Raw genomic sequence first — 24,700 nt, forward strand, 5'->3', positions numbered from 1 at the left:
ATAGTTATGCAGGTTTTGAGGGGTTAGCTCACTTATCGCCTGACGAAACTCGAGTTATTTAGACTATACATGCTAAATCTGATGCTATTTAATTTCAATATTAGGTTTATTCTGGCGTTTACACTAGTAAACTTAGATGCCGGATTATCGTCGATAAGAGGGACACGATGAACCCCATATTTTCTATTGGCATTAAGTCGCTGTGGGATGAAGTCAGTCATATGCCCACAGGCGGTGTATGGTGGATTAATACCGATCGCCATGAAGATGCCGTTAGCCTGCTAAACCAAACGCTTTCCGCCCAGGTGGATGAGGCGAAAGTTGCCGTGGTTAGCATGGGCGAAAACCCTAATGACCTCATAGAATTAGAGGAAAATAAGGGGCCAAAAAAAATATCGCTTTTTGCCATGCAGGATAGCCCGGATAGTCTATACTCCATGCGCCGCGATCTGCTCTGTACACTTGAGCCGAATAATTATTTCGTTGTCCTTTTATGTTCCCACAATGCCTGGAAAAATATTCCTGCCGAAAAGTTACTCAATTGGGTTAGGAAATCTCAGAAATGGGCAAAATACTACCATTGCACCCTTTTAGTTCTGAGTCCGGGAAACAACGCTGACGCTCAGACCTCACTATTACTTGGTGAATATCGCTCTCTTTCCGGTCTCGCAAGTTTACGTTACCAGGGTGATAGTCAACTGCTAGATATATCCTACTGGGCCAATGAAAAAGGCGTGAGTGCACGTCAGCAGCTTTTAATTAAGCAAAACGAGGGCGGCTGGTCTTTAGCTCAGGATGAAGTTGCCAATATCCAGCCTCGTAGCGATGAAAAACAAGTGATCAGTAATATCAATATTCTTGAAGGCGCCCCGGCACTTTCAGAACATTGGTCTTTATTTGACACAAACGATGCTGTTTTTAATGCCGCGCGCACTGCTCAAGCAGCAACCGTCATATTCTCACTGAGCCAAAATAGCCAGGTAGAGCAGCTTGCACGCTTTACCCATACTCTGCGTCGCCAACGCGGTACCGCCTTAAAAATTATCGTTCGCGAAACCACGCCCAGCCTGCGCGCAACCGACGAGCGTTTGCTTCTAAGCTGCGGTGCCAATCTGGTCATCTCATCCAGCGCGCCGCTGTCTCGCAGCCTGACCCTGATTGAAAGCGTGCAGACGCAGCAGTTCAATCGCCATGTCCCGGAAGATTTAACGACCCTGCTGGAGAATACCGAACCGCTAAAACTGAAAGGCTATCAGAAGTGGGATGTTTTCTGCGATGGGGTGCAAAAGGTTATCAACAACACCTTACTCCCAGCAGACAGCAAAGGCGTGATGGTCGCGTTACGTCCGGCACCAGGGCTGCGTGTAGAGCAGGCGTTAACGCTCTGTCGTCCGCACCGAATGGGCGATATCTCCACCATCGCCGATCAGCGTCTGGTACTGTTCCTGCCTTTCTGTCGCGTGAACGATCTCGACAAAGCGCTGAACCATATTTTCCCGTTACCGACCGGCGATATTTTCTCGAATCGCATGATCTGGTTCGAAGATAAACAAATCGCCTCAGAATTGGTGATGATGCGCGATGTGAAACCCGAGAAGTGGACGAAACCACTGCAAATCGCGCCGAAGCCGAGAAATGTGATCAACGCGACCTTCGAGGATAATGGCTGGCGCCGCTATCCCGAGCCTCACCGCCTGTCAGCTGACTCCGAAGGGACGCCGTCATGATGTCGATAAGCGATATTATTCAATTAGTGGTGCTCTGTGCGCTGATTTTCTTCCCGCTCGGCTATATAGCACGCCACCATCAGCGACGTATTCAGAATGCGTTTCGCCTGATGTTTCTCAAACCCCGTTATGTTAAACCCGTAGGCGTTCTGCGCCGCGATAAGGCCGTCAGGGCAAAATCAAAAAATGACTAAATCGACGCAAAATGCCGCCGCTACCCCTTCCCCGCTTTGGCATTATTGGCGAGGGCTGTCAGGCTGGAACCTCTATTTCCTGGTTAAATTTGGGCTGCTTTGGGCTGGGTATCTGAATTTCCATCCCATGATGAACCTCGTCTTTATGGCGTTCTTGCTATTCCCACTGCCCAACGACCGTCTGCACCGCTGGCGGCAGTGGCTCGCCATTCCGCTAGGCTTTGCGCTGTTCTGGCACGATACCTGGCTGCCTGGCCCGGAGAGCATTATGAGCCAGGGCTCGCAGGTTGCCGGCTTCAGCGCCGACTACATCTGGGATCTGGTGACGCGCTTCATTAACTGGGAAATGGTAGGCGCCTTCTTCGTGCTGGTTGTGGCGTGGATGTTCCTGAATCAGTGGATCCGCATTACCGTCTTTGTGGTTATCGCCATGGTCTGGGTTAACCTGACAGCGCTGGTTGGCCCATCCTTCAGCCTGTGGCCTACCGGTCAAGTCACCAACACCACCGCCGCGACCACCACCGCGTCACCGGCGGCAGCGGCATCAGGCACTCCGGCAGCCAGCGGTGATATTCCAGCGCAAACCGAGGCACCGACGTCGGACAACCTTAATGCATGGTTAAATGGCTTCTACGCCTCTGAAAGCAAGCGTGCAACGACGTTCCCGACGCAGCTGCCGGCTGACGCCCAGCCGTTTGACCTGCTGGTGATTAACATCTGTTCGCTCGCCACATCCGATGTGGAAGCCGCGGGCCTCATGCAGCACCCGCTGTGGTCCCACTTTGATATCCGCTTCAGCGACTTTAACTCCGCAACGTCTTACAGCGGCCCGGCGGCGATTCGTCTGCTGCGCGCAAGCTGCGGTCAACCCTCGCATACCAACCTGTATCAGCCAGCGGGTAACCAGTGCTATCTGTTTGATAACCTGTCAAAACTGGGCTTTACCCAGCACCTGATGCTTGACCACAACGGCGTGTTTGGCGACTTCCTCAAAGAAGTGCGCGAGAACGGCGGTATGCAGAGCCCACTGATGGATCAAAGCAAGCTGCCGGTTAACCTGCTCTCCTTTGACGGTTCCCCTGTGTATGACGACCTCGCGGTCCTCAACCGCTGGATGCAGTCGCCGGATATGCCAGCAGGTGGGCGTTCAGCCACCTTCTATAACATCCTGCCGCTGCACGACGGTAACCACTACCAGGGTCAGAGCAAAACCGCGGACTATAAAGCCCGTGCGCAGAAGCTGTTTGATGAGCTGGATACCTTCTTTAATGAGCTGGATAAATCGGGTCGTAAAGTGATGGTTATCGTGGTGCCGGAACACGGCGCAGCGCTGCAGGGCGACAAGATGCAGGTTTCTGGCCTGCGTGATATCCCAAGCCCATCCATTACCCACGTTCCTGCGGCCGTGAAGTTCTTCGGCATGAAGGCTCCGCATCAGGGCGCAGCGATTGATATCAATCAGCCAAGCAGTTATCTGGCGATTTCTGAGCTGGTCGCGCGTGCGGTAGACGGAAAAATCTTCACTGAAGATAGCGTCAACTGGTCAGCCTTCACCGGTAATCTGCCGCAAACCGCTGCGGTATCGGAGAACTCCAACACCGTTGTCATGCAGTACCAGGGCAAACCTTACGTTCGTCTGAACGGCGGTGCCTGGGTGCCTTATCCGCAATAACAACGAAAAAGGCCGCCGGATTTAACCCCGGCGGCCTCATGCGTTTCCCCTCTTAGCAAAACGCCTTATCTGCTATACCGCTTTCTCTGGATTCTCATCCTGATCGACCGCAAAGCACGCCACCAGCTGACCACCATAATCTTTCAACTGTGGTTGAAGCTGAGTGCACGGCCCAAAGCGACGGCGGCAGCGGGCATTGAACGCACAACCCGGAGGCGGGTTGAGCGGGCTTGGCAGCTCACCGGTCAACTTAATACGCTCGCGACGCTCGTCTGGGTTTAGACGCGGCGTTGCTGAAAGCAGTGCCTGGGTATACGGATGCTGAGGATTGTTGAAGATTTGGTCTTTGGTTCCTTTCTCCACGCAGCGCCCCAGATACATCACCATCACTTCGTCCGCAATATGCTCCACTACCGACAGATCGTGAGAGATAAAGACGTAGGACAGCCCCAGCTCATGCTGCAAATCCATCATCAGGTTTAATACCTGCGCGCGTACGGAAACGTCGAGCGCGGAGACGGGTTCATCGGCAATCACTACGTCGGGATCCAGCATCAAGCCACGGGCAATCGCAATACGCTGACGTTGGCCGCCGGAGAACATATGCGGATAGCGGTCATAGTGCTCAGTTTTCAGCCCCACTTTCGCCATCATCGCCAGCGCCTTTTCCCGGCGCTGCTCTTTGCTGAGTGAGGTATTAATCTGCAGCGGCTCTTCCAGAATCTGTCCCACTTTCTTACGCGGGTTCAGGGAACCGTACGGGTTCTGGAACACAATCTGGATTTTCTGCCGACGCAGCTTCTGCGCGTGCGGGTCGTGCTTGAGCAGATCCTGCCCCTGATAATAGAGTTCACCGCCGGTCGGGATTTCAATCATCGTCAGCAGACGGCCCAGGGTGGATTTTCCGCAGCCGGATTCCCCCACGACCGCCAGCGTTTTACCGCGTTCGAGGGTAAACGAAACGCCATCCAGCGCTTTCACCAGGCGCTCAGGGGCGAAAATGCCCTTCTTCACCGGGTAATGTTTTTTCAGGTCAATTGCCTGCAGCAGCGGCTGCTGCGAGGTGGCCTCGTGCGTACTCATAGTGTGGGCCTCCCGGCATCATCGAGTGGGTAGTGGCATTTCGACTGGCGACCATCGTTAAGCAGGGCCAGTTCAGGTTCAACGCTGCGACATTTATCCGTAGCATACGGGCAACGCGGGTTGAGCAGGCAACCGTTCGGACGGTCGTATTTGCCCGGCACCACACCCGGCAGCGACGCCAGGCGCGCTTTATCCTGAGCAAATTCCGGTAGCGCGCGCAGCAAGGCTTGGGTATACGGGTGGCGAGGTGCGCGGAAAATATCATTTGCCGCCCCGGTTTCCACCACCTGACCGGCATACATCACGATGATTTTGTGTGCCGCTTCCGCCACCAGCGCCAGATCGTGGGTGATCAGAATCAGCGCCATGTTCTCTTTTTGCTGCAGCTCAAGCAGCAGTTCGATGATCTGCGCCTGGATAGTGACGTCCAGCGCCGTCGTCGGTTCATCGGCAATCAGCAGCTTCGGACGACAGGCAATGGCCATCGCAATCATCACGCGCTGGCTCATGCCACCGGAAAGCTGGTGCGGATAAACGTCCAGACGTGACGCGGGGTCCGGAATACCAACCTGATTGAGCAGGTCAATAGCCCGCTGACGGCGGGTTTTCTTGTTACCGCCCTGATGCACTTTAATGGCTTCCATAATCTGGAAACCAACGGTGTAGCACGGGTTAAGGCTGGTCATCGGATCCTGGAAGATCATCGCCACTTCGGCGCCCACCAGATTACGACGCTCTTTCTCTGAAATACGTTTCAGATCCTGACCGTTAAACTGCAGGCTCTCGGCCATCACGCGGCCGGGATAGTCAATCAGCCCCATAATCGCCAGCGAGCTGACGGATTTTCCGGAGCCGGACTCACCGACAATACCGACGACTTCACCCTGACTGACGCTATAGCTCACACGGTCTACGGCTTTAAACGGTGTGCCTTCGTCGCCGAAGTGCACCGATAATTTATCTACATTTAATAACGCCATCTCGAACCTCTTACTGCTTCAGTTTGGGATCGAGCGCATCACGCAGACCGTCACCCATCAGGTTAAATGCCAGCACCGTCAGCAGAATCGCCAGACCTGGGAAGGTCACAACCCACCAGGCGCTTTGCGCGAACTGCAGAACGTCAGAGAGCATGGTACCCCATTCTGGCGTAGGCGGCTGTGCGCCCATCCCCAGGAAGCCAAGGGCAGCCATATCGAGAATGGCGTTAGAAAAACCGAGCGACGCCTGAACGATCAGCGGCGCGAGGCAGTTTGGGAAAATATTGACGAACATCTGGCGCATTGCGCCAGCGCCTGCCACACGAGAGGCCGTCACATAATCGCGGTTCACTTCCACCAGCACCGCTGCACGCGTTAAGCGCACGTAGTGAGGAAGAGCCACGAACGTCAGCGCCAGCGCGGCGTTACCAATCGACGGGCCGAAGATCGCCACCAGCACCAGCGCCAGCAGCAGGCTTGGCAGCGCCAGCATGATATCGACGACGCGCATGATGATGTTGTCGACGATGCCGCCGAAGTAACCGGCAACCAGGCCGAGGACAATCCCCATCACCAACGAAAGCACCACCACCAGACAACCGACCAACAGCGACAGACGCGCGCCGTACATCAAGCGCGACAGCACATCACGGCCAACGTCATCGGTACCCAGCAGATGCGCCCATGAGCCGCCTTCCTGCCACGCAGGTGGCGCCAACAGGCTATCGCGGAACTGATCCGCCGGGTTATACGGCGCAATCCAGTTGGCGAAGATGGCAATAAACAGCACGATGGCCACATAGACCAGGCCAATCACGGCGCCTTTATTGCGTTTAAAGTAGTGCCAGAATTCCTGGAAAGGGGTCATCGGCACCGGTGCGGACACCGCTTTATTCTCAGTAACTTGTGTCATGACGGCCCCTTACTTCTTATGACGGATGCGCGGGTTCACCACGCCGTACAGCAGGTCCACCAGCAGGTTGACGAGAATAATCATCGTCGCCACCAGCAGCACCCCGCCCTGAACCACCGGATAGTCGCGGCGCTGCAGAGCATCAATCAACCAGCGTCCCAGTCCTGGCCAGGAGAAGATGGTTTCCGTCAAAATCGCCCCGGCCAGCAGCGTACCGACCTGGAGACCGATAACGGTGACCACCGGCAGCATCGCGTTACGCAGGGCGTGAACCACGATGACGCGCATGCGCGTCAGCCCTTTGGCGCGAGCGGTACGAATGTAGTCTTCGCCCAGCACTTCCAGCATCGACGAACGGGTCATACGCACGATAACCGCCAGTGGGATGGTACCCAGCACCATCGCCGGTAGAACCATATGCGCCAGCGCATCGATAAAGTTGCCCTGCTCGCCCCAGATAGCAGTGTCAATCAGCATAAAGCCGGTCAGCGGGTTGCTGTCATCAAGAAACACCATATCGCTCACGCGCCCGGAAACCGGCGTCAGGTTCCACTGCACCGAGACCAGCATAATCAGCATCATGCCCCACCAGAAAATCGGCATGGAGTAGCCGGTCAGCGCAAGGCCAACGGCGGTGTGGTCGAAGATGGAACCGCGTTTAACCGCAGCCAGTACGCCAACTGGAATACCAACGGCGACAGCAAAAATCATGGCGCAGATACCGAGTTCCAGCGTCGCTTTAAAACGCGGCACAAACTCGTCCCACACCGGAAGTCGGCTTTTTAATGACATCCCTAAATCACCGTGCAGCACGCCCCAGATATAGTGGAGGTACTGTTGCCACATCGGCTTATCGAGGCCAAGCTCAGCAAGAAGCTGGGCGTGACGCTCAGGGGAGATACCGCGTTCGCCGGCCATAATCATCACCGGGTCGCCGGGGATCATATGCACGAAGGCAAACGTCAGGAGGGTGATACCGATAAACGTTGGGATCACCAGACCCAACCGTTTGAGGATAAACTGCAACATAGCCCTGATTCTCTATAATGACGGCCCGCCTGGTCACAGGACGTCTGTATTGCTCACAAATCTGCCGCCAGCCCCAAATGAGACAGACGCAGATACGGCGCGGCTTCCCACCCCAAGGGGGTAGGAAGCGTGCGCTGCCGGTTAAGGCGTCGTCTTTATTATTCGATAGATACGTTTTCGAAGTGGTGCTTACCTAATGGATCAACCACATAGCCTTTGACTTCTTTACGCACCGGCTCGTATACGGTTGAGTGAGCGACAATCAGAGCAGGAGCCTGATCGTGCATCACTACCTGAGCCTGTTTGTACAGTTCAACGCGTTTTTCGTGGTTGTCGGTCGCACGCGCCGGTTGAATCAGATCTTCAAACGGCTTGTAGCACCAGCGGGAGTAGTTGGAACCGTCTTTCGCCGCAGCACAGCTGAACAGCGTCGCGAAGAAGTTGTCCGGATCCCCATTGTCGCCGGTCCAGCCCATCATGACAGCCTGGTGTTCACCGGCTTTCGCACGCTTGAGGTATTCGCCCCACTCGTAGGTCACGATTTTGGCCTGTACGCCGATTTTCGCCCAGTCAGCCTGAATCATCTCAGCCATACGGCGAGCGTTCGGGTTGTATGGACGCTGTACCGGCATCGCCCACAGCTCAACGGTAAAGCCTTTATCCTGGCCCGCTTCTTTCAGCAGTGCCTTCGCTTTTTCCGGATCGTAGGTATAGTCTTTGACGTCGTCGTTATAGCCCCACATGGTTGGTGGGATCAGGTTCTTAGCCGCAACGCCTGCCCCCTGATAAACCGCTTTGATAATCGCTTCTTTGTTGACCGCGTAGGTCAGTGCCTGACGCACTTTCACATCATCAAACGGTTTTTTCTCGGTGTTGAAGGAGAGGTAACCCACGTTCAGGCCAGCCTGTTCCATCAGGTTGATGCTCTTGTCTTCTTTCATGCGCGCGATGTCTGCCGGGTTCGGGTACGGCATCACCTGGCATTCGTTTTTTTGCAGCTTAGCGTAACGCACGGAAGCGTCAGGCGTGATGGAGAAGACCAGACGATCGATCTGCGGCTTGGTGCCCCAGTAGCCCGGGAACGCTTTGTACAGAATACGGGAGTCTTTCTGGTACTGCTGCAGCTGGAATGGACCGGTACCGATTGGATTCAGGTCAACTTTCTCCGGCGTACCGGCTTTCAGCATGTTGTCAGCATATTCTTTTGACAGAATAGACGCGAAGTCCATCGCCAGGTCGGCCAGGAATGGTGCTTCCGGACGAGTCAGCACGAACTGAACGGTATTATCGTCGACTTTTTTCACTTCGCTAATCAGGTCTGGCAGGCCCATGCCTTCAAAGTATTCATAGCTGCCGCCAGAGACTTTGTGGTACGGGTTTTGGGCATTTTTCTGACGGTCGAAGGAGAAGACGATATCGTCGGCGTTCATGTCACGCGTCGGTTTGAAGTCTTTGCTGTCCTGCCACTTTACGCCCTGACGCAGGTGGAAGGTGTAGGTTTTGCCGTCTGCACTGATGTCCCACTTCTCAGCCAGACCCGGAACGATTTCCGTGGTACCGGTTTTGAATTCAACCAGACGGTTATAGATTGGCACGGAGCTGGCATCATAGGTGGTACCAGACGTGAAGAGCTGTGGGTTAAAGCCTTCCGGCGAGCCTTCTGAACAATAAACCAGGGTTTTCGCCTGTACGCTGGCAGCGACGGTCATGGCGACCAGGCTCAGACCCAGCTTCAGCATCCCTGACTTCTTCAAGGAAATACTCATTATTCTGCTCCAAAGTGATTTGTGTTGTTTTTACCCTTTGCATTGGGTTACACCGCCTGGCCTTTATTTGTGTTTTACCCGGCTTGGTCGATGTGTTGTAGAGGCGGGATTCCTTTCACTGGAACAACTGAGTTGCAGCGCGGATTCTCCATGAAATGCCCCTCATGCCCTACAATCTGTCAATAGAATGTGAAAACGTCAATACAGTTATCCGGGATTTGTATTGAAGGTGAGAATGGATGGGCAAAGATTAAAAAAACCCCGAAGGACTATTTTCAGCAGAGAAATTTATGCTATGGGCAATAAAGCAGAGTTATTCACTTAATACTTTGCAACATTTAGTGATTAACAATTAGCCTATATGTGAAAAATTTATTTCGATATGCTGATTATCTGAGCGATTAATGCCGTGAACGTTAAAACGCACAGGTGAAAATGCTGGGTCTAGCCATAAGCAGCGTGAAAAAAGATTCCGCTATGCATAAAAAAAAGCAATGGAATATGTCACAGAATTGTGAACAAACAGGGGAAGAGTTTGCGGCGCTGGACCGTGGGCCAGCCTCTTAGTTTTCGCCACCGAAATGGCTGATACCCCGGGGGCATGACATAAAAAAACCGCTCTTTAAGCTAACACCGTCAGTTTAAGATTGAGATACCCGGGGCGACCACCGGGTTTGGCGTCCCTCCGGGAACTAAATCCCGGCGTTTCCCCTAATCGCTTTGCTTTAGTGAACGGTGTTAGCTTTTGAGCGGTTTTGGCCTCCCAGTCAAGAGAAAGCCATTACTGCGCTTTTACTGCCTTCTCAGGCACATGGCACCAGTTGTTGTACTCATTAATACCGCCGTCCGGCGAGGTGTAGCCCAGACAGCCCATGATCGTATCGTAAAGCTCAACGTGACGCTTAGGCTGCTTCATCGCCGCCTGCTGCTGCAGATAGGCGAAAGAGCGAGCGTGGTCCGGATTTTCCAGATACTTATCCGACATCCACACCATCATCGGCACGCGGAACTGCTCCGGCGGTGCCATCTTGCGCGGCGTGCCGTGCAGACGTTCATGCTCGTTGATCGACTCGCCATGATCAGCGGCAAAGAAGACAATCGCCTTCTTATCGCGCATCTGGTCAAACACATTCACCAGGAAGTGGTCGACGTAGGTTATCGAGTTATCGTAGGAGTTAATCAGCTCCGCCTTCGTGCATTTATCATCCACGTTCACGCACTCCGGCTGCCACTTCGCAAAGCTGCGTGGGTAGCGCTGGGTATAGTTAAAGTGTGAGCCTTTGGTATGAAGAATAATCAGATGCTTACCGTCAACTCCGCTACGTGCCAGCACGTTTTTAAGCTCGTCGGCGAGCAGCATATCGTCCACACTCTTGCCGCGGTTACGCGGCTCAGCACCAATCTGCTCACGATAGGCGATGTTATTCGCCATGGTGTTGCTGTAGAACCACAGCTCGCTTTGCATCGCCAGCAAATCACCGGTAAAGCCGAGCTGGTGCAACACGGCAAATACGTTTTGCTCTTTGACCGTACGCTGTGGATTATCGCTGGCCCCACCCTGTCGCACGAACATGCAGCGCAGCGACAGCTTGGTGGCGGTATCGCAGGAGTATCCGCGGAACGCGACCAGGTTTTTCTCTTTGGCCAGCTCAGGCGTGGTATCACGCGCGTAGCCAAACAGCCCCATATGATCCCAACGGGTGGTTTCACCGATGATAAACACCACATAGGTATCATCGATCCCCTCAGGCGCAACGTAGGTGAATTTCTTAGCCGGGTCGATTAGCTCTTTGGTATCAAAAGATTCATCGATCTGCGTCCAACCGTACAGGCTCAGCGCAGAAACCCAGTTGCTCGGTAAATAGGAGTTTGCCAGCACGCCGCCGTAGCTTGGCAAATCAACCTGAGATAGGCGCTCACTCTCTTTAAGATGCGCTTCCATCAGGCGAATCGGCCCCCACACCAGCAACGCGCAGACGAGAATAATCGCCACGCTGCGTATCCGCTGACCTGGGGTACGTAACTGCTGCAACAGCGTGTCACGCGCCCCGTTGAGCCAGATAAAGGCCAGCGGTACGATGCTGGTCAGCACTAGCCAGGAGATAAAGTGCCAGCCCACCACTTCTTTGGAGAGATCGACATCGGTAGTCATCACCGAGGCGATTATGCCGTAGCCAATCACCACATTCAGATTGGTCATGTAGTAGCTGGCACCGGCGGAAATCAGCACCACTAACGTGGCCAGGACTTTCCACAAAGTACGTCCACCGAGCGACAGCAAACGCAGCAAGAAGAAGGTCACTAGCAAAGTACCCACAAGTTCGATAGCAATGAAAATCCCTTTTTCGACGCTAAAATCCTGTAGATAGCCTTCAAACCGGCGGACGAACACGGAATAGTTCATCAACCAGCCGATGTAAACCGCCAGCAGCACACACAGCGTCTGCTGAGACATCGATTTTATATATTTCATGCAAAAACCCTGGGAAAAGGGAAAACAAAAAACGGACAAAGACGACAAAAATCGTCAGGCCCGAGAATAAATGTCATGAGCCATTCTGGCCTCATATGCAAGCGCGGTAAGTAGACAACAAGAAAGGGGAAAAGTATTCGCGGGGATCGTGATCTGGCCAGATATTTACAAAAATATCTGGCCAGAATCTACTTAATAAGTGAGGTAATTATTTTTAAGCGTGAGCCTGGTGCAGGATTTCAGTTTTTGGCTGACGGATTGTGGTCGACAGCGCCAGGGAAATAATCAGCAGGGCGAAGATAACGCAGAAGGTGACATAGAAGCCGCCGAACAGCGATGCAATCAGCGAACCACAGATGCTCCCAATCCCGAAGCCTAAGTAAATCACACCGTAGTTTTTCGCCAGATTATTCAGACCGAAGAACTCGCTTACCAGCGATGGGAAGACGGTAATGGTGCCACCGAAGTTGAAAGCAACACAGGCAATCGCCGCGAAGAAGGTCACTTCATTTAGCGGAGCGAACAACAGTGCGGCCATCCCCACTAGCGAAATAATCTGACCGATAGTGATAACGCGAATACGAGAGATTTTGTCGGACAGGATACCCAGCACCAGACGGCCGCTCAGGTTGGCAATCGAGATGATGGTTACGGCGTTAGCGGCGGTCGCCAGGTCCAGATGTACCATGCCCTGGGCAATATCTTTTGCTACACCGATAACGTACAGGCCGCTCATACAGGCGGTCAGGAACATTACAGCCAGCATCCAGTACTGCGGTTTACGCATGGATTCAGCCAGCGTGAAGTCGTTTTCCATCACCCCGTTATGGCTCGCAACGGCCTGGTTCGGTGCATCTTTCATCAACATCGCGCCGAAGACAATCATCACCAGCACAATCGCGCCCCAGATCATGAAGGTTTTTTCCAGGCCCACGGTTGCCAGCAGATGGCTATCGATAAATTTGAACCCCAAGCTACCGAGGCCATAAGAACCGATAGCAAAGGCAGAAATCAGTCCTTTGCGCTCAGGGAACCATTTAACGCAGTTGGACAGCGTCAGCAGATACCCCGCACCATCGGCAAGACCCACAATCACCCCGGCGCTCAGCCACAGCATAGGTAAGCTATTAGCATGTGCGGTCAGGAAGAAACCGATACCCAACAGGATGCCGGAAGCCATGGTGACGTGTTTAACGCCGAAGCGCTCCTGCAGTTTACCGGCAACGGAGGACGAGAGCGCCAGCCCCAGGCTCAATAAACCGAAGGAGAACGCCACCTGGCTGACCGAGGCATCCAGCTTGCTGGACAGCGCGCTGTTGAACAAGCTCCAGGTATAGACTGAACCTAAAGCGAATTGGGTGATGATGGTGCCGAACAATGTCAGCCAGCGAGTATGATTTTTAGTTGCAGCGTTCATGATGAAGATGCCTTCGTAGATTAACTGCTGCCAACGATAACGAAGTTAGCATTTTCTCAGTTCAAAAAAGGCATGAAGTGCATTCAGGACGGAATGAAATGCATCAGCGGCGGAATGAATGACATTGAAAAAAATGAACAGCCGCTGATGTTGGTAATAAAAACTGACGAACTCAGAAGCGCGCGCTGACGCCCATCGTATAAAAATAGTTAACGCCGGTGGGCATATTATCCGCCTGCGACAGCGCCGCATAGGCAGCCAGATGTGAATTCAGTAACATGTCGGCACCGACGGTCACATCGACCCAGTTGCCATCCTGCGTCGCGGTCGGCATCCGATTTAAACCAGACTGCGCCTTCCACTGGTTCTCGCCAAACTGTTGGTTATAACTCACCTGCGCCCATGGCCTGATACCAAGCCAGGTGTGCGAATCAACCCGCCAGCCAAGGGTACTGACGCTGGCATGCCACAGCGGATCGGTAAGCGACGCCGTGGTCACCGAGTCGCCAAATTCATTCCACATAAAGCCCGGAGAGCCGTCATAGTGCCACTGGGCGACAGGCCCCGTCGTGATGCTGTTGGTTAACGGAAAATTCCAGCCAAAGCTCATCGTTTTGGTAGCATCCAGCGGCATATCATCCGGTGAATTCAGATTCAGTCCCGCGCCAGCCTGCACGGCTTCAATGCGCTCCGCCAGAATGTCATCGTAGCGCGGTTGGTGATCGCTATCCCATGTATAGCGCTCCGCAGTATTACTTTGTGAGTCAGACACGATATATTCCTGTTGCCAGGCATTTGCATGTGGGGAAAATAACATCCACACGAAAACCGATGCCGGCGTAACATATCGCCAGGGGCCATTGCATTTCTTATTATTCATCAAGTGACTCCAGAGAAGAGCCAGGTTCGGCAGTTATTGTTATGTTTTATGGGAAAGATCCCTGTATTAACTATTGTCTCTTTATTATTGGCGTCAAGCGAAGTACAGGGTTTTATTATCGTGGGTGAGCCATTGGCAAAAGGGAGAATCACATGCAGCGTTGCGGTTGGGTAAGCCAGGACCCGCTTTATATCGAATATCACGATACCGAGTGGGGTGTCGCTCAAAAAGATAACCAAAAACTGTTTGAAATGATCTGCCTCGAGGGCCAGCAGGCCGGGCTGTCATGGATAACCGTGCTGAAGAAGCGCGAAAACTATCGTCAGGCCTTCCATCACTTCGACCCAGTCAAAGTGGCAGCCATGACGGAAGAAGACGTCGAGCGTCTGGTATTGGATGCCGGCATCATTCGCCATCGGGGCAAAATTCAGGCCATTATCGGCAACGCGCGCGCATTCCTGGCCATGGAAGCCAACGGCGAGCCTTTCAATACCTTCGTATGGTCATTTGTCGATAACACACCTATCGTCACCCAGGCCGCGACGCTCGCTGAAATAGCGACATCCACGCCCGCCTCCGATGCGCTATCCAAGGCGCTGAAAAAGCGCGGTTTTAAATTCGTCGGCACCACGATTTGTTATTCCTTCATGCAGGCCTGCGGTCTGGTCAGCGACCACGTGACGGGCTGCTTCTGCCATCCTGGAGTTCAGCATGATCAGAAAATGGAACACTAACCAGTTCGATTCTTTACTCGAGCTGTGGCTGGAAAGTACAACCTACGCCCATCCGTTTATCGCCGAGCAGTACTGGCAGGAGAGCCTGCCGATTGTACGCGATACCTACCTCCCGGCCGCCGAAACCTGGGTGTGGGAGGAGGAACAGCAGGTGCGAGGGTTTGTGAGCGTCATTCAAGGACGCTTCGTGGGGGCGCTATTTGTCGCGCCGGAATTTTTCCACCTCGGTATCGGTACAGCACTGCTGGACGCGGTTAAGCAGCACTTTACCGATTTAAGCCTTGAGGTGTACCAAAAAAACTGTCGGGCGGTGAATTTCTACCACGCGCAGGGTTTTCGTATTGAAGACAGCGCGTGGCAGGAAGAGACCCGGCATCCTACCTGGATTATGCGTTGGCAGGCGGATTAAACGCCGTTAACGTGAGTTCAGGGCCGTTATACTTTTCAACCCAGGCCAACGCTGTATTCCCCGCACAGCCATTCCCCAGCCGCGAGCTGGGGATATCTTTAGTAAGCACGTTTACCGCCCCGTTTTTGCAGATGCCACCGGCCTGCAGATCCAAATCGGGCCACGCGCCTTCGTGCAGGCACATCACGCCGGGTTTAATGTCTTCGCTCACTACCACACCCGCCAGCACCTGCCCACGGTGGTTCCACAGCCGTACCACGTCCCCATCGTTGATTTGCCGCGCCTGTGCATCCTGCGGATGTAGCGTGAGCGGCTCGCGTCCAGCCACGGCGTACTGTTCGCGTAGCGAGGTATGGTTGAGCTGGCTGTGCAGGCGGTGCGCCGGATGGGCCGACAGCAGTTCAAGCTGGCCCGGCTGCGCGTTGCCGTGCCATTCGTCAGGCTCCAGCCACATTGGATGCGGCGGACAGTCCGGGTACTGGAAGCTGGCGATACGCTCAGAATAGATCTCAATCTTACCGCTCGGCGTTTTGAGCGGGTTCGCCTGCGGATCGGCGCGAAACGCGCCAAAGCGCACAAACCCGGCGTTTTGTTCGCTCTCTGGCATCTCAATCAGTTCGTTGGCCTGCCAGAAGCGTTCAAACGGCGGCAACGTAACCTGCTGGCTGGCACCGCGCTCAGCGGCGATATTGTAGAACGTCTCCAGCCACTGCAGCTCGCTTTTACCTTCGGTATAACGCGCACGTCCGCCCGACTGCCAAAGTTCGCTTAAATCGGCAAACACCTGCCAATCATCTCGCGCTTCATCCTGTGGCATCACCACTCGCTTCATCGGCACCAAATGCTGGTTACTGTAATCGCCGGTCATGGTGAGGTCGTTGCGTTCAAATGAGGTGGTGGCGGGCAGGACAATATCCGCGTGGCGTGCTGCCGCCGTCCAGTTGCATTCAGAAATGATCACCAACTCCGGCTTTTGCCAGGCGCGAATCAAGCGGTTGGTGTCCTGGTGATGGGTAAAGTTAGCGCCGCCGGCCCACCAGACAAAGCGAATATCCGGGAATTGGCGATCCAGACCGTTGTGCTGATACGGCGCGCCGGGGTTATCCAGCGCTTCAACAATCCGCGCCACCGGGATTTTATCTACCGCATCAACGCCGCCCTGCACCGTGCCCTGCATTGAGGCCAGCACCGCTGCGCGACGCGTTGGATTACCGCCGTTGGCAAAATGGTAAGAAAGGCCAAACCCGCCGCCCGGTGTACCAATTTGCCCCAGCATGGCGGCTAGGGTCACCAGCATCCAATGTTTTTGCTCGCCAAACTGCTGGCGCTGCATGCCCCATCCAGACATCAACATGGTGGTGTTATGACGGAAAATGTCTGCTAGTTCGCAGATTTTAGCCGCACTGACACCGCAGATCGCCGCCGCCCACTCGGCAGATTTGACTTCACCGTCATTTTTGCCCAGCAGATAGTCAGCAAAGGTGGGGAAACCGGTAGTGTAGCGCGATAAAAACTCCGCATCGTGCCAGTCATTGATCAGCAGCGTATGGGCAATGCCCAGCATCATGGCCACATCGGTCCCCATATGCGGCGCAATCCACTCCATTGATTCACCGAAAAAGGCGACAGTTTCCGATCGCATCGGATCGATGCAGATCAGCCGTTTGCCGCTTTGGCGCAGCTGTTCAAAATAGGGTAACCCCTGCTCATCGGAAGCGTTCCAAGAAATCTTCAGCGTATTCAGCGGATTGGCACTCCACAGCACCACCACGTCAGAATGCTCCAGCACCATCGGCCAGCTGGTCTGCTGCTGATAAACCTCATTGCCGCCCACCACGTGGGGCATAATCGCCTGCGCCGCGCCAGTCGAGTAATCGCCAAGATGGCCGGTATAGCCGCCTGCCAGGCTCATATAGCGCTGAAGTAACGTCGCCGCTTTGTGGAATACCCCGTTGGAACGCCAGCCGTAGGAACCGGCGAAAATTGACGATGGACCATAGCTGTCGCGAATACGACGGTGCTGGCGGTCGATCATCGCCAGCGCATCGTCCCAGCTTACCCGCACAAATTCATCCTGCCCGCGCACACCCTGCGGGCTATCTGGCGATGCCAGAAATCCTTTACGCACCATCGGATAACGCACGCGCGTTTTGCTGTGCACCTGGTCGCGCACCACGCTTTGCAGCGAGTTGGTAAACGTGGTTTTAAGCGCCCCGCGCGAGGAAAGAACCTGCTCGCCGTCAGTTTCAACCCACATGGGTCCCCAATGGGCGGCGGTAAGGATGGTTTTGGTTGTCGCTGAATTTGCCAAGGCATACTCCTGGATAGCTGATGCAGGTGTTACGGCGATCTTTCATCATCGCTCGAAATTATTTACAAAAAGTTAAAAATCGAGGGGAATTTTCCCCGCTTTTGCACGTCATAATCAACCGCCACACCTGCCGTGGCAAAGAATAAAAAGGATTAAGGACATAAGATGAAAAAACGCATTTTCATGATTGCGGCTCTGGTGAGCGGCGCAATGGCGGTTTCTGGCTGTACGACTAACCCCTATACCGGTGAAAGCGAAGCGGGTAAAGCCGGGATCGGCGCAGGGCTGGGCTCATTAGTCGGCGCCGGTATCGGTGCGCTGTCATCGTCTAAACACGACCGAGGCAAAGGCGCACTGATTGGTGCCGCAGCGGGTGCTGCCGTGGGCGGCGGCGTGGGTTATTACATGGATGCGCAGGAAGCGAAACTGCGGCAGAAAATGCAGGGCACCGGCGTGAGCGTCACCCGTAACGGCGACAACATCGTGCTCAATATGCCTAACAACGTGACCTTCGACAGTTCGTCTTCCACGCTGAAACCCGCGGGTGCCAACACGCTGGTCGGCGTCGCCATGGTCCTGAAAGAGTATGAGAAAACCGCGGTGAACGTCGTCGGTTACACCGACAGCACCGGCGGCCAGCAGCTGAACATGAAACTGTCCCAGCAGCGTGCCGACTCAGTTGCCAGCTCGCTCATCACTCAGGGCGTCGCAGCCGCGCGCGTACGCACTTCCGGAATGGGCCCGGCGAATCCTATCGCTAGCAACAGCACCGAAGAGGGCAAAGCGCAGAACCGCCGCGTCGAGATCACCCTCAGCCCGATGTAATCTTTTTATTGCCGGGCGGTGCAACACCACCCGGCAAAACACTTGCTTAGCCAGATTTTCGCGTTAAGGTGTTCTCACTTTCAGGCGAGAGAACTTCCATGGCAAAATCAGCACGCCCCACCATTAGCGATGTGGCAAAAGCGGCAAAAACCGGCAAAACCAGTATTTCACGCTATCTGAATGGCGAAAAACATCTGCTCTCAGATGCGCTTCTCGCACGCATTGAAACCGCCATTGCTGAACTCGACTACCGCCCAAGCCTGATGGCCCGCAACCTCAAACGCGGCCGTACCCGCCTGATAGGTCTTATCATCGCCGATATCACCAACCCCTACTCCGTCAACGTGTTGAGCGGTATCGAAGCGGCCTGCCGTGAGAAAGGCTTTACTCCGCTGGTGTGTAACACCAACAACGAGGTGAACCAGGAGCTGCACTATCTCGATCTGCTACGCAGTTATCAGGTAGAAGGCATTGTAGTGAATGCCGTGGGGATGCGGGAAGAAGGTCTCCAGCGCCTGCAACAGTCCGCGCTGCCAATGGTGCTGATTGACCGAAAAATCCCGGATTTCTCCTGTGATGTCGTAGGGCTGGATAACACCCAGGCCGCGACAACCGCCACCGAACACCTTATCGAACAGGGCTTTGAAGCGCTGCTGTTTATCAGCGAACCGCTGGGCACCGTCAATACCCGTCGCGAGCGCCTGAGCGCCTTTCGTGCCACCCTCGCCCGCTATCCCGGCGTCGTGGCCGAAAACGCCGAAGTGCCGCTGGCCGAAAACACCCAGCTTGATAACACTCTGCGTCAGTTCCACCAGCAGCATCGCGGCATGCGCAAGGCGGTTATTTCCGCCAACGGTGCATTAACGCTACAGGTTGCCCGCTCGCTTAAACGCATTGGTCTGAACTGGGGCAGCGATATTGGCCTACTCGGTTTTGACGAACTGGAATGGGCAGAACTGGCAGGCGTGGGCATCACCACCCTGAAACAGCCGACCTGGCAGATTGGCTACGCCGCCGTCGAGCAGGTTGTTCGGCGCATCGAAGGGGTTTCCGAATCTATCCATGAGCAGGTCTTTTCCGGTGAGCTGATCGTTCGCGGATCAACGGCGCGTTAACATTCCTTCGTGATGGTGATCATAAATTCAACACCCTGAGATTCTCTTTGGAACCGATTCCATTTAGCGTATTAGAAAGAACGCTGGATTTGGAGTCCCTATGCAAAGAAAAATCATGGTGGTCACTGCCGCTTATGGCTATGACTCGGTACGTGCCGCAGGTGGACAAATCGCTATGCTGCCGGTTATCGCCGCTGCGGGGGCTGACGGCGTGGAAATTCGCCGCGAAATGTTCACCCCTGCCGAACAACAGGCGCTTCCCCAGCTGGCATCGGCAATTGCCTCAGTAGGCCTGCAGGCCTGCTACTCGGCTCCCGAGCCGCTGTTTATGTCCGATGGCACCCTCAATCCTCAACTTCCAGCGCTGCTTCAGGAAGCCAAAACGCTCAACGCGCTATGGCTGAAAGTATCCCTCGGTCACTTCACCAACGCGCTTCAGTTTACGACCCTGCGCGACTGGCTCGACAGCAGCGGGATGAAACTGGTAGTGGAGAACGATCAGACCGTCTGTGGGCGATTACCGCCTATGCAGCGCTTTAACGCTGCTTGCCACACCCAGAAGCTGCCCGTGCAGCTGACCTTTGATATGGGTAACTGGCTGTGGGTCGGCGATACGCCGGAAGCAGCAGCCGAACAGCTCGCCCCGTCCGTGGGCTATGTCCACGTCAAAGCTGCCGTGGCGCATCACGATAGCTATCGCGCAGTGCCGCCGGACGAAGCGGATCCTCGCTGGCTACAGCTGCTCAATCAACTGCCTATCGACGTACCACGCGGTATCGAGTTCCCGTTAGAAGGGGCCGACCTAACCCAGGTGACGCGTCACTACGTCGAACTGTTACGCAAGGACTCAATATGAAAAATTCTTTGGATGTCATCACCATAGGTGAAGCGATGGCGATGTTTGTCGCGACGCAGACCGGCGATCTGGACGAGGTTGAGCAGTTCATCAAACGGGTCGCCGGTGCCGAGCTTAACGTCGCTACTGGGCTGGCGCGACTTGGGCTGAAAGTGGGCTGGGTCAGCCGCGTCGGCAACGACAGTTTTGGCCGCTTCGTCCTGAAATCCCTGAAAAAAGAGGGTATTGATAGCCGTGCTGTTACCGTTGATGGCCAGTACGCAACGGGCTTTCAGCTCAAATCTAAAGTCGAAAATGGAACCGATCCCATTGTGGAATATTTCCGTAAAGGCTCGGCGGCCAGCCACCTTAGCGTGGACGATTACCACGAAGCGTACTTCGCCAGCGCCCGTCACCTCCATTTAAGCGGCGTCGCAGCAGCGCTGTCCGCCAGCTCTTATGAACTGCTAGCGCACACCGCCAGTACGATGAAAGCCCAGGGCAAAACGATCTCCTTCGATCCAAACCTGCGGCCGGTTCTGTGGAAGAACGAAGCGGAGATGGTCGAAAAACTCAATGCGCTGGCGTTCCAGGCCGACTGGGTTCTACCGGGGTTAAAAGAAGGGATGATTTTAACCGGTCAGCAAACCCCGGAAGGTATTGCTGATTTTTATCTGCATCACGGCGTTAAAGCGGTGGTGCTGAAAACCGGGGCGGACGGTGCCTGGTATAAAACCGCCGACGGCGAACATGGCTGCGTTGCACCGGTAAAAGTGGATAACGTGGTTGATACGGTAGGCGCAGGAGATGGTTTTGCGGTCGGGGTTATCAGTGCCCTGCTGGAAGGCCGTTCGCTGCATCAGGCCGTGACCCGCGGGAACAAAATTGGCGCTCTGGCAATCCAGGTCCAGGGTGACAGCGAAGGATTACCCACACGTGAAGCGTTAGGTGAATAGCGTCACGTTACGATAACTGCCTCCCTGTACCCTACATGCAGCGGCGGCAAAGCGATAATAGAGGCAGGCCTATGAACAGCTCAACAAACGCAGCAAAACGTTGGTGGTACATCATGCCCATCGTGTTTATCACGTACAGCCTGGCGTATCTTGACCGTGCGAACTTCAGTTTCGCCTCCGCGGCCGGTATTAACGAAGATTTAGGCATCACCAAAGGGATCTCTTCCCTGTTGGGCGCCCTGTTCTTCCTCGGCTACTTCTTCTTCCAAATCCCCGGCGCAATTTACGCCGAGCGGCGCAGCGTGCGTAAGCTCATTTTCGTCTGCCTGATTTTATGGGGCGGCTGCGCATCGCTCACCGGGATCGTCAGCAACATTCCTGCACTCGCTGCCATCCGCTTTATCCTCGGCGTGGTCGAAGCGGCGGTGATGCCAGCGATGCTCATCTACATCAGTAACTGGTTTACAAAATCGGAACGCTCACGCGCCAATACCTTCCTGATCCTCGGCAACCCGGTGACGGTACTGTGGATGTCGGTGGTTTCTGGCTACCTGATTCAGGCGCTCGGCTGGCGTGAAATGTTCATCATCGAAGGTTTCCCGGCGGTCATTTGGGCATTTTGTTGGTGGGTGCTGGTAAAGGACAAACCGTCGCAGGTGGGCTGGCTCAGCGAGTCTGAAAAAGCGGCGCTGCAGGCACAACTGGAACGCGAGCAGCAGGGTATCAAAGCGGTACGTAACTACGGCGAGGCATTCCGCTCACGCAACGTTATTCTGCTGTGCATGCAGTATTTTACCTGGAGTATTGGGGTTTACGGGTTCGTCCTGTGGCTGCCATCGATCATTCGTAGCGGCGGCGCAAACTTAGGCATGGTGGAAGTCGGCTGGCTCTCTTCTGTCCCTTATTTAGCCGCTACGGTAGCGATGATTGTGGTCTCATGGGCCTCCGATAAGCTACAAAACCGCAAGCTGTTCGTCTGGCCGCTGCTGCTGATTGCTGCCTTTGCCTTTATCGGCTCCTGGGCCGTGGGTGCCGATCACTTCTGGCTCTCTTATACCTTGCTGGTTATTGCCGGTGCCGCCATGTACGCCCCGTATGGCCCGTTCTTCGCCATCATTCCTGAAATGTTGCCGCGCAACGTGGCAGGGGGCGCGATGGCGCTGATTAACAGTATGGGTGCGCTGGGTTCGTTCCTCGGCTCGTGGTTCGTCGGCTATCTCAACGGCACCACCGGCAGCCCGTCCGCCTCATACATATTTATGGGGGTAGCGCTTTTTGCCTCAGTATGGCTAACTCTGATTGTTAAGCCTGCTAATAATCAACAGCTACCGGTTGGCGCACGCCACGCTTAAATTTTAACTTACGGAGATTTGCATGAAGCCGTCCATTATTCTCTATAAAACGTTACCTGACGATTTACTGCATCGCCTGGAAGAGCATTTTACCGTGACTCAGGTCGCTAACCTGCGTCCGGAAACCGTCGCACAACATCACCAGGCGTTTGCCGAGGCAGAAGGCCTGCTGGGCTCCAGCGAAGCCGTCAATACCGCCCTGCTGGAGAAGATGCCCAAGCTGCGTGCCACCTCAACGATCTCCGTGGGTTACGATAACTTTGACGTGGACGCGCTGAACGCGCGTCGCGTGCTGCTGATGCACACGCCAACCGTCCTGACCGAGACCGTCGCCGATACGCTAATGACGTTGGTGTTAAGCTCCGCCCGCCGCGTCGTGGAAGTGGCCGAGCGGGTAAAAGCCGGTGAATGGACGAAAGGCATTGGCCCGGATTGGTTTGGCGTGGATGTGCACCATAAAACGCTGGGTATCGTCGGCATGGGCCGTATTGGCATGGCGCTAGCGCAGCGCGCCCATTTCGGTTTCAACATGCCGATTCTGTACAACGCTCGCCGCCAGCATCCGCAGGCGGAGGAACGCTTTAATGCCCGCTACTGTGACTTAAATACGCTGCTGGAAGAGGCTGATTTTGTCTGCCTGATCCTGCCGCTGACCGAAGAGACGCATCACCTGTTCGGTGCTGAGCAGTTTGCCAGAATGAAGTCTTCCGCCATCTTTATTAATGCCGGTCGTGGCCCGGTGGTGGATGAGCAGGCGCTGATCGCCGCGCTGCAAAACGGCGAAATCCATGCTGCGGGTCTGGATGTGTTCGAGAAGGAGCCGCTGCCGGTCGATTCGCCGCTGCTAACATTGCCTAACGTGGTGGCGCTGCCGCATATCGGTTCCGCGACGCATGAGACGCGCTATAACATGGCGGCCTGTGCGGTGGATAACCTCATTGATGCGCTGCTGGGGAAAGTGGAGAAGAACTGTGTGAACCCGCAGGTCGCGGGATAATACGAAAAAGCCCGGCTTCTGCCGGGCTTTCTGAAGACTTATTTGGTGGCGTTCACTGCCGCAGTCCAGGCCTGACTAAATGCCTGGTGCTGTGAAGCCAATGGCCCAATCAGCGTATTGTACTGACTCGCCTGCTGTGACGTTGGGAACTGAATGCCGTTAGCCACAAAGCTCACCTGAGTACCTTGCTGAGCGACAAAATCACCCACCTGTACCAGTTGTTGAGTGAAGATCTGCGCAGCAGGGATCAGCGGCTGCAGCGCATCAGACGGTGCGGTGACAACTTTGCTATACACCTGATCAAACACCGGCTTCAGATCGTCGGCCTGTTTCAGCGCCGCGTGCGCAGCATCCGCCTGCATTTTCGCATTCTGCAGTTGCTGACTCAGGACGTTCAGCGAACCATTTGCCTGACGCAGCGGCTCGCGCTGGGTCATATAATCCTGCGGCACACGAATCGCGTTTACGCTATCAACAACCGGGCGCAAACCGGCGTCCATCGCCTGGCTCACCTGCTGTGAATAGCCATAAATGACGGCATAGTCGGAAACAAACGGCCCGAACTGTTTTTTCTGATCGGCTGTCAGCGTCGGCAGGCGTTCACCCCCGCGCATGACCGTATTCTGCAGGAAATCGACGAATGCTTTACGTTGATCGCCTTCCTTATCAAAACACCCACTCAGGCTAACAACCATCAATAACGCCGCAATAGGCGCAAACCAGCGAGAGCAGGACTTTCCTGTCGCCATTTTCTTACTCCTTCAGCCAAAAAAGCGCAAACTGGCACACGCGTGCCTAACGGTGACAAGGATAGTCCAGAGCCGCGTCGCAAGATACCTTTTTCACACGTTCCCCACGGGTTCAGCAAAAATGTTAATAAGGTGTTGCGCCCATCACATTTATGGTAATGAATCCCGCCAAAGAAAAATAACTTAACCTAATGATATAAATGATTTTTACATTCTGCTATGCCGGTCATTACGGTCAAGGGAACGATAATCGCACACTTCCGTTTGGCGATGCATTGTGAGA

General features: G+C 54.6%; 21 protein-coding genes. 11 read left to right on the forward strand and 10 right to left on the reverse strand.

What is annotated here, in order from left to right; all coding sequences use genetic code 11:
• Window positions 1–167: 167 nt before the first annotated feature.
• Genes bcsE through bcsG form a run of 3 tightly spaced genes read left to right on the forward strand, consistent with a single transcriptional unit; the run spans window position 168 to window position 3,593 of the window.
• Complete coding sequence (gene bcsE / locus KP80_RS07335) at window positions 168–1,727, forward strand: cellulose biosynthesis protein BcsE (protein WP_052282939.1); 1,560 nt, start codon at window positions 168–170, stop codon at window positions 1,725–1,727.
• Complete coding sequence (bcsF, locus tag KP80_RS07340) at window positions 1,724–1,921, forward strand: cellulose biosynthesis protein BcsF (protein ID WP_052282940.1); 198 nt, start codon at window positions 1,724–1,726, stop codon at window positions 1,919–1,921. Before bcsE ends, bcsF begins: the two co-directional genes overlap by 4 nt.
• On the forward strand, window positions 1,914–3,593 hold the full coding sequence (gene bcsG / locus KP80_RS07345) for a cellulose biosynthesis protein BcsG (RefSeq protein ID WP_052282941.1): 1,680 nt from the start codon (window positions 1,914–1,916) through the stop codon (window positions 3,591–3,593). Before bcsF ends, bcsG begins: the two co-directional genes overlap by 8 nt.
• Window positions 3,594–3,665: 72 nt before the next feature.
• On the opposite strand, the gene dppF is transcribed toward bcsG, so the two are convergent.
• The 8 genes from dppF to KP80_RS07385 all read right to left on the reverse strand — a co-directional run bounded on the left by dppF (window position 3,666) and on the right by KP80_RS07385 (window position 14,134).
• Window positions 3,666–4,676: a dipeptide ABC transporter ATP-binding subunit DppF gene (gene dppF / locus KP80_RS07350; protein WP_052282942.1), complete on the reverse strand. Its 1,011-nt coding sequence runs from the start codon at window positions 4,674–4,676 to the stop codon at window positions 3,666–3,668.
• Window positions 4,673–5,656 carry a dipeptide ABC transporter ATP-binding protein gene (gene dppD / locus KP80_RS07355; RefSeq protein ID WP_052282943.1) on the reverse strand — a complete coding sequence of 328 codons (984 nt, stop codon included), beginning with the start codon at window positions 5,654–5,656 and terminating at the stop codon, window positions 4,673–4,675. Before dppD ends, dppF begins: the two co-directional genes overlap by 4 nt.
• Window positions 5,657–5,666: 10 nt before the next feature.
• Window positions 5,667–6,569: a dipeptide ABC transporter permease DppC gene (gene dppC / locus KP80_RS07360; protein ID WP_052282944.1), complete on the reverse strand. Its 903-nt coding sequence runs from the start codon at window positions 6,567–6,569 to the stop codon at window positions 5,667–5,669.
• A gap of 9 nt (window positions 6,570–6,578) precedes the next feature.
• Window positions 6,579–7,598, reverse strand: a complete 1,020-nt coding sequence (gene dppB / locus KP80_RS07365) for a dipeptide ABC transporter permease DppB (protein WP_052282945.1) — start codon at window positions 7,596–7,598, stop codon at window positions 6,579–6,581.
• Between the two features lie 158 nt (window positions 7,599–7,756).
• Window positions 7,757–9,364 (reverse strand): dipeptide ABC transporter periplasmic-binding protein DppA, encoded by a 1,608-nt coding sequence (dppA, locus tag KP80_RS07370; RefSeq protein ID WP_052282946.1) that lies wholly within the window; start codon window positions 9,362–9,364, stop codon window positions 7,757–7,759.
• Window positions 9,365–10,145: 781 nt separating this feature from the next.
• Window positions 10,146–11,837, reverse strand: a complete 1,692-nt coding sequence (gene eptB / locus KP80_RS07375; RefSeq protein WP_052282947.1) for a kdo(2)-lipid A phosphoethanolamine 7''-transferase — start codon at window positions 11,835–11,837, stop codon at window positions 10,146–10,148.
• Window positions 11,838–12,051: 214 nt separating this feature from the next.
• Window positions 12,052–13,254: an MFS transporter gene (locus KP80_RS07380; protein ID WP_052282948.1), complete on the reverse strand. Its 1,203-nt coding sequence runs from the start codon at window positions 13,252–13,254 to the stop codon at window positions 12,052–12,054.
• A gap of 172 nt (window positions 13,255–13,426) precedes the next feature.
• Window positions 13,427–14,134 carry an autotransporter domain-containing protein gene (locus tag KP80_RS07385; RefSeq protein WP_052282949.1) on the reverse strand — a complete coding sequence of 236 codons (708 nt, stop codon included), beginning with the start codon at window positions 14,132–14,134 and terminating at the stop codon, window positions 13,427–13,429.
• A gap of 152 nt (window positions 14,135–14,286) precedes the next feature.
• Between KP80_RS07385 and tag the strand changes: the two genes are divergently transcribed.
• A complete protein-coding gene (tag, locus tag KP80_RS07390) occupies window positions 14,287–14,868 on the forward strand; it encodes a DNA-3-methyladenine glycosylase I (RefSeq protein WP_052282950.1) in 582 nt (193 codons plus the stop codon).
• The gene (locus tag KP80_RS07395; protein WP_052282951.1) at window positions 14,846–15,277 is read left to right on the forward strand and encodes an N-acetyltransferase; all 432 of its coding nucleotides are present in this window, start codon (window positions 14,846–14,848) and stop codon (window positions 15,275–15,277) included. Before tag ends, KP80_RS07395 begins: the two co-directional genes overlap by 23 nt.
• On the opposite strand, the gene KP80_RS07400 is transcribed toward KP80_RS07395, so the two are convergent.
• Window positions 15,255–17,588 carry a molybdopterin guanine dinucleotide-containing S/N-oxide reductase gene (locus KP80_RS07400; RefSeq protein WP_072129068.1) on the reverse strand — a complete coding sequence of 778 codons (2,334 nt, stop codon included), beginning with the start codon at window positions 17,586–17,588 and terminating at the stop codon, window positions 15,255–15,257. The two genes, KP80_RS07395 and KP80_RS07400, sit on opposite strands and share 23 nt — an antisense overlap.
• Before the next feature lie 165 nt (window positions 17,589–17,753).
• On the opposite strand from KP80_RS07400, the gene KP80_RS07405 reads away from it, so the two are divergent.
• From KP80_RS07405 to ghrB, 6 genes are all read left to right on the forward strand, one after another.
• Entirely contained in the window at window positions 17,754–18,413 is a 660-nt protein-coding gene (locus KP80_RS07405) for an OmpA family lipoprotein (RefSeq protein WP_052282953.1), read from the forward strand.
• A gap of 98 nt (window positions 18,414–18,511) precedes the next feature.
• Window positions 18,512–19,528: a LacI family DNA-binding transcriptional regulator gene (locus tag KP80_RS07410; RefSeq protein ID WP_052282954.1), complete on the forward strand. Its 1,017-nt coding sequence runs from the start codon at window positions 18,512–18,514 to the stop codon at window positions 19,526–19,528.
• Window positions 19,529–19,628: 100 nt separating this feature from the next.
• Window positions 19,629–20,384: a sugar phosphate isomerase/epimerase family protein gene (locus KP80_RS07415; protein ID WP_052282955.1), complete on the forward strand. Its 756-nt coding sequence runs from the start codon at window positions 19,629–19,631 to the stop codon at window positions 20,382–20,384.
• Window positions 20,381–21,319 (forward strand): sugar kinase, encoded by a 939-nt coding sequence (locus KP80_RS07420; RefSeq protein ID WP_052282956.1) that lies wholly within the window; start codon window positions 20,381–20,383, stop codon window positions 21,317–21,319. Before KP80_RS07415 ends, KP80_RS07420 begins: the two co-directional genes overlap by 4 nt.
• Before the next feature lie 71 nt (window positions 21,320–21,390).
• Window positions 21,391–22,671 carry an MFS transporter gene (locus tag KP80_RS07425; protein WP_052282957.1) on the forward strand — a complete coding sequence of 427 codons (1,281 nt, stop codon included), beginning with the start codon at window positions 21,391–21,393 and terminating at the stop codon, window positions 22,669–22,671.
• Window positions 22,672–22,693: 22 nt separating this feature from the next.
• Window positions 22,694–23,668 (forward strand): glyoxylate/hydroxypyruvate reductase GhrB, encoded by a 975-nt coding sequence (gene ghrB, locus KP80_RS07430; protein WP_052282958.1) that lies wholly within the window; start codon window positions 22,694–22,696, stop codon window positions 23,666–23,668.
• A 38-nt stretch (window positions 23,669–23,706) separates the two neighbouring features.
• Here ghrB and KP80_RS07435 read toward each other — a convergent pair whose 3' ends face one another.
• Window positions 23,707–24,417 carry a DUF3053 domain-containing protein gene (locus KP80_RS07435; protein WP_052282959.1) on the reverse strand — a complete coding sequence of 237 codons (711 nt, stop codon included), beginning with the start codon at window positions 24,415–24,417 and terminating at the stop codon, window positions 23,707–23,709.
• Window positions 24,418–24,700: the final 283 nt, after the last annotated feature.

The organism is Kluyvera genomosp. 1, from assembly GCF_001266615.1.
In the GTDB taxonomy this organism is placed as follows: domain Bacteria; phylum Pseudomonadota; class Gammaproteobacteria; order Enterobacterales; family Enterobacteriaceae; genus Kluyvera; species Kluyvera cryocrescens_A.

What these genes read in the sequence shown, in the direction of transcription:
- KP80_RS07405 (WP_052282953.1), top strand. Translation starts at nt 17,754, where the DNA reads ATGAAAAAACGCATTTTCATGATTGCGGCTCTGGTGAGCGGCGCAATG.
- tag (WP_052282950.1), top strand. Translation starts at nt 14,287, where the DNA reads ATGCAGCGTTGCGGTTGGGTAAGCCAGGACCCGCTTTATATCGAATAT.
- KP80_RS07420 (WP_052282956.1), top strand. Translation starts at nt 20,381, where the DNA reads ATGAAAAATTCTTTGGATGTCATCACCATAGGTGAAGCGATGGCGATG.
- KP80_RS07385 (WP_052282949.1), bottom strand. Translation starts at nt 14,134, where the DNA reads ATGAATAATAAGAAATGCAATGGCCCCTGGCGATATGTTACGCCGGCA.
- bcsE (WP_052282939.1), top strand. Translation starts at nt 168, where the DNA reads ATGAACCCCATATTTTCTATTGGCATTAAGTCGCTGTGGGATGAAGTC.
- ghrB (WP_052282958.1), top strand. Translation starts at nt 22,694, where the DNA reads ATGAAGCCGTCCATTATTCTCTATAAAACGTTACCTGACGATTTACTG.
- KP80_RS07425 (WP_052282957.1), top strand. Translation starts at nt 21,391, where the DNA reads ATGAACAGCTCAACAAACGCAGCAAAACGTTGGTGGTACATCATGCCC.
- bcsF (WP_052282940.1), top strand. Translation starts at nt 1,724, where the DNA reads ATGATGTCGATAAGCGATATTATTCAATTAGTGGTGCTCTGTGCGCTG.
- dppA (WP_052282946.1), bottom strand. Translation starts at nt 9,364, where the DNA reads ATGAGTATTTCCTTGAAGAAGTCAGGGATGCTGAAGCTGGGTCTGAGC.
- KP80_RS07410 (WP_052282954.1), top strand. Translation starts at nt 18,512, where the DNA reads ATGGCAAAATCAGCACGCCCCACCATTAGCGATGTGGCAAAAGCGGCA.
- dppD (WP_052282943.1), bottom strand. Translation starts at nt 5,656, where the DNA reads ATGGCGTTATTAAATGTAGATAAATTATCGGTGCACTTCGGCGACGAA.
- dppC (WP_052282944.1), bottom strand. Translation starts at nt 6,569, where the DNA reads ATGACACAAGTTACTGAGAATAAAGCGGTGTCCGCACCGGTGCCGATG.
- KP80_RS07380 (WP_052282948.1), bottom strand. Translation starts at nt 13,254, where the DNA reads ATGAACGCTGCAACTAAAAATCATACTCGCTGGCTGACATTGTTCGGC.
- KP80_RS07395 (WP_052282951.1), top strand. Translation starts at nt 14,846, where the DNA reads ATGATCAGAAAATGGAACACTAACCAGTTCGATTCTTTACTCGAGCTG.
- dppF (WP_052282942.1), bottom strand. Translation starts at nt 4,676, where the DNA reads ATGAGTACGCACGAGGCCACCTCGCAGCAGCCGCTGCTGCAGGCAATT.
- bcsG (WP_052282941.1), top strand. Translation starts at nt 1,914, where the DNA reads ATGACTAAATCGACGCAAAATGCCGCCGCTACCCCTTCCCCGCTTTGG.
- dppB (WP_052282945.1), bottom strand. Translation starts at nt 7,598, where the DNA reads ATGTTGCAGTTTATCCTCAAACGGTTGGGTCTGGTGATCCCAACGTTT.
- eptB (WP_052282947.1), bottom strand. Translation starts at nt 11,837, where the DNA reads ATGAAATATATAAAATCGATGTCTCAGCAGACGCTGTGTGTGCTGCTG.
- KP80_RS07435 (WP_052282959.1), bottom strand. Translation starts at nt 24,417, where the DNA reads ATGGCGACAGGAAAGTCCTGCTCTCGCTGGTTTGCGCCTATTGCGGCG.
- KP80_RS07415 (WP_052282955.1), top strand. Translation starts at nt 19,629, where the DNA reads ATGCAAAGAAAAATCATGGTGGTCACTGCCGCTTATGGCTATGACTCG.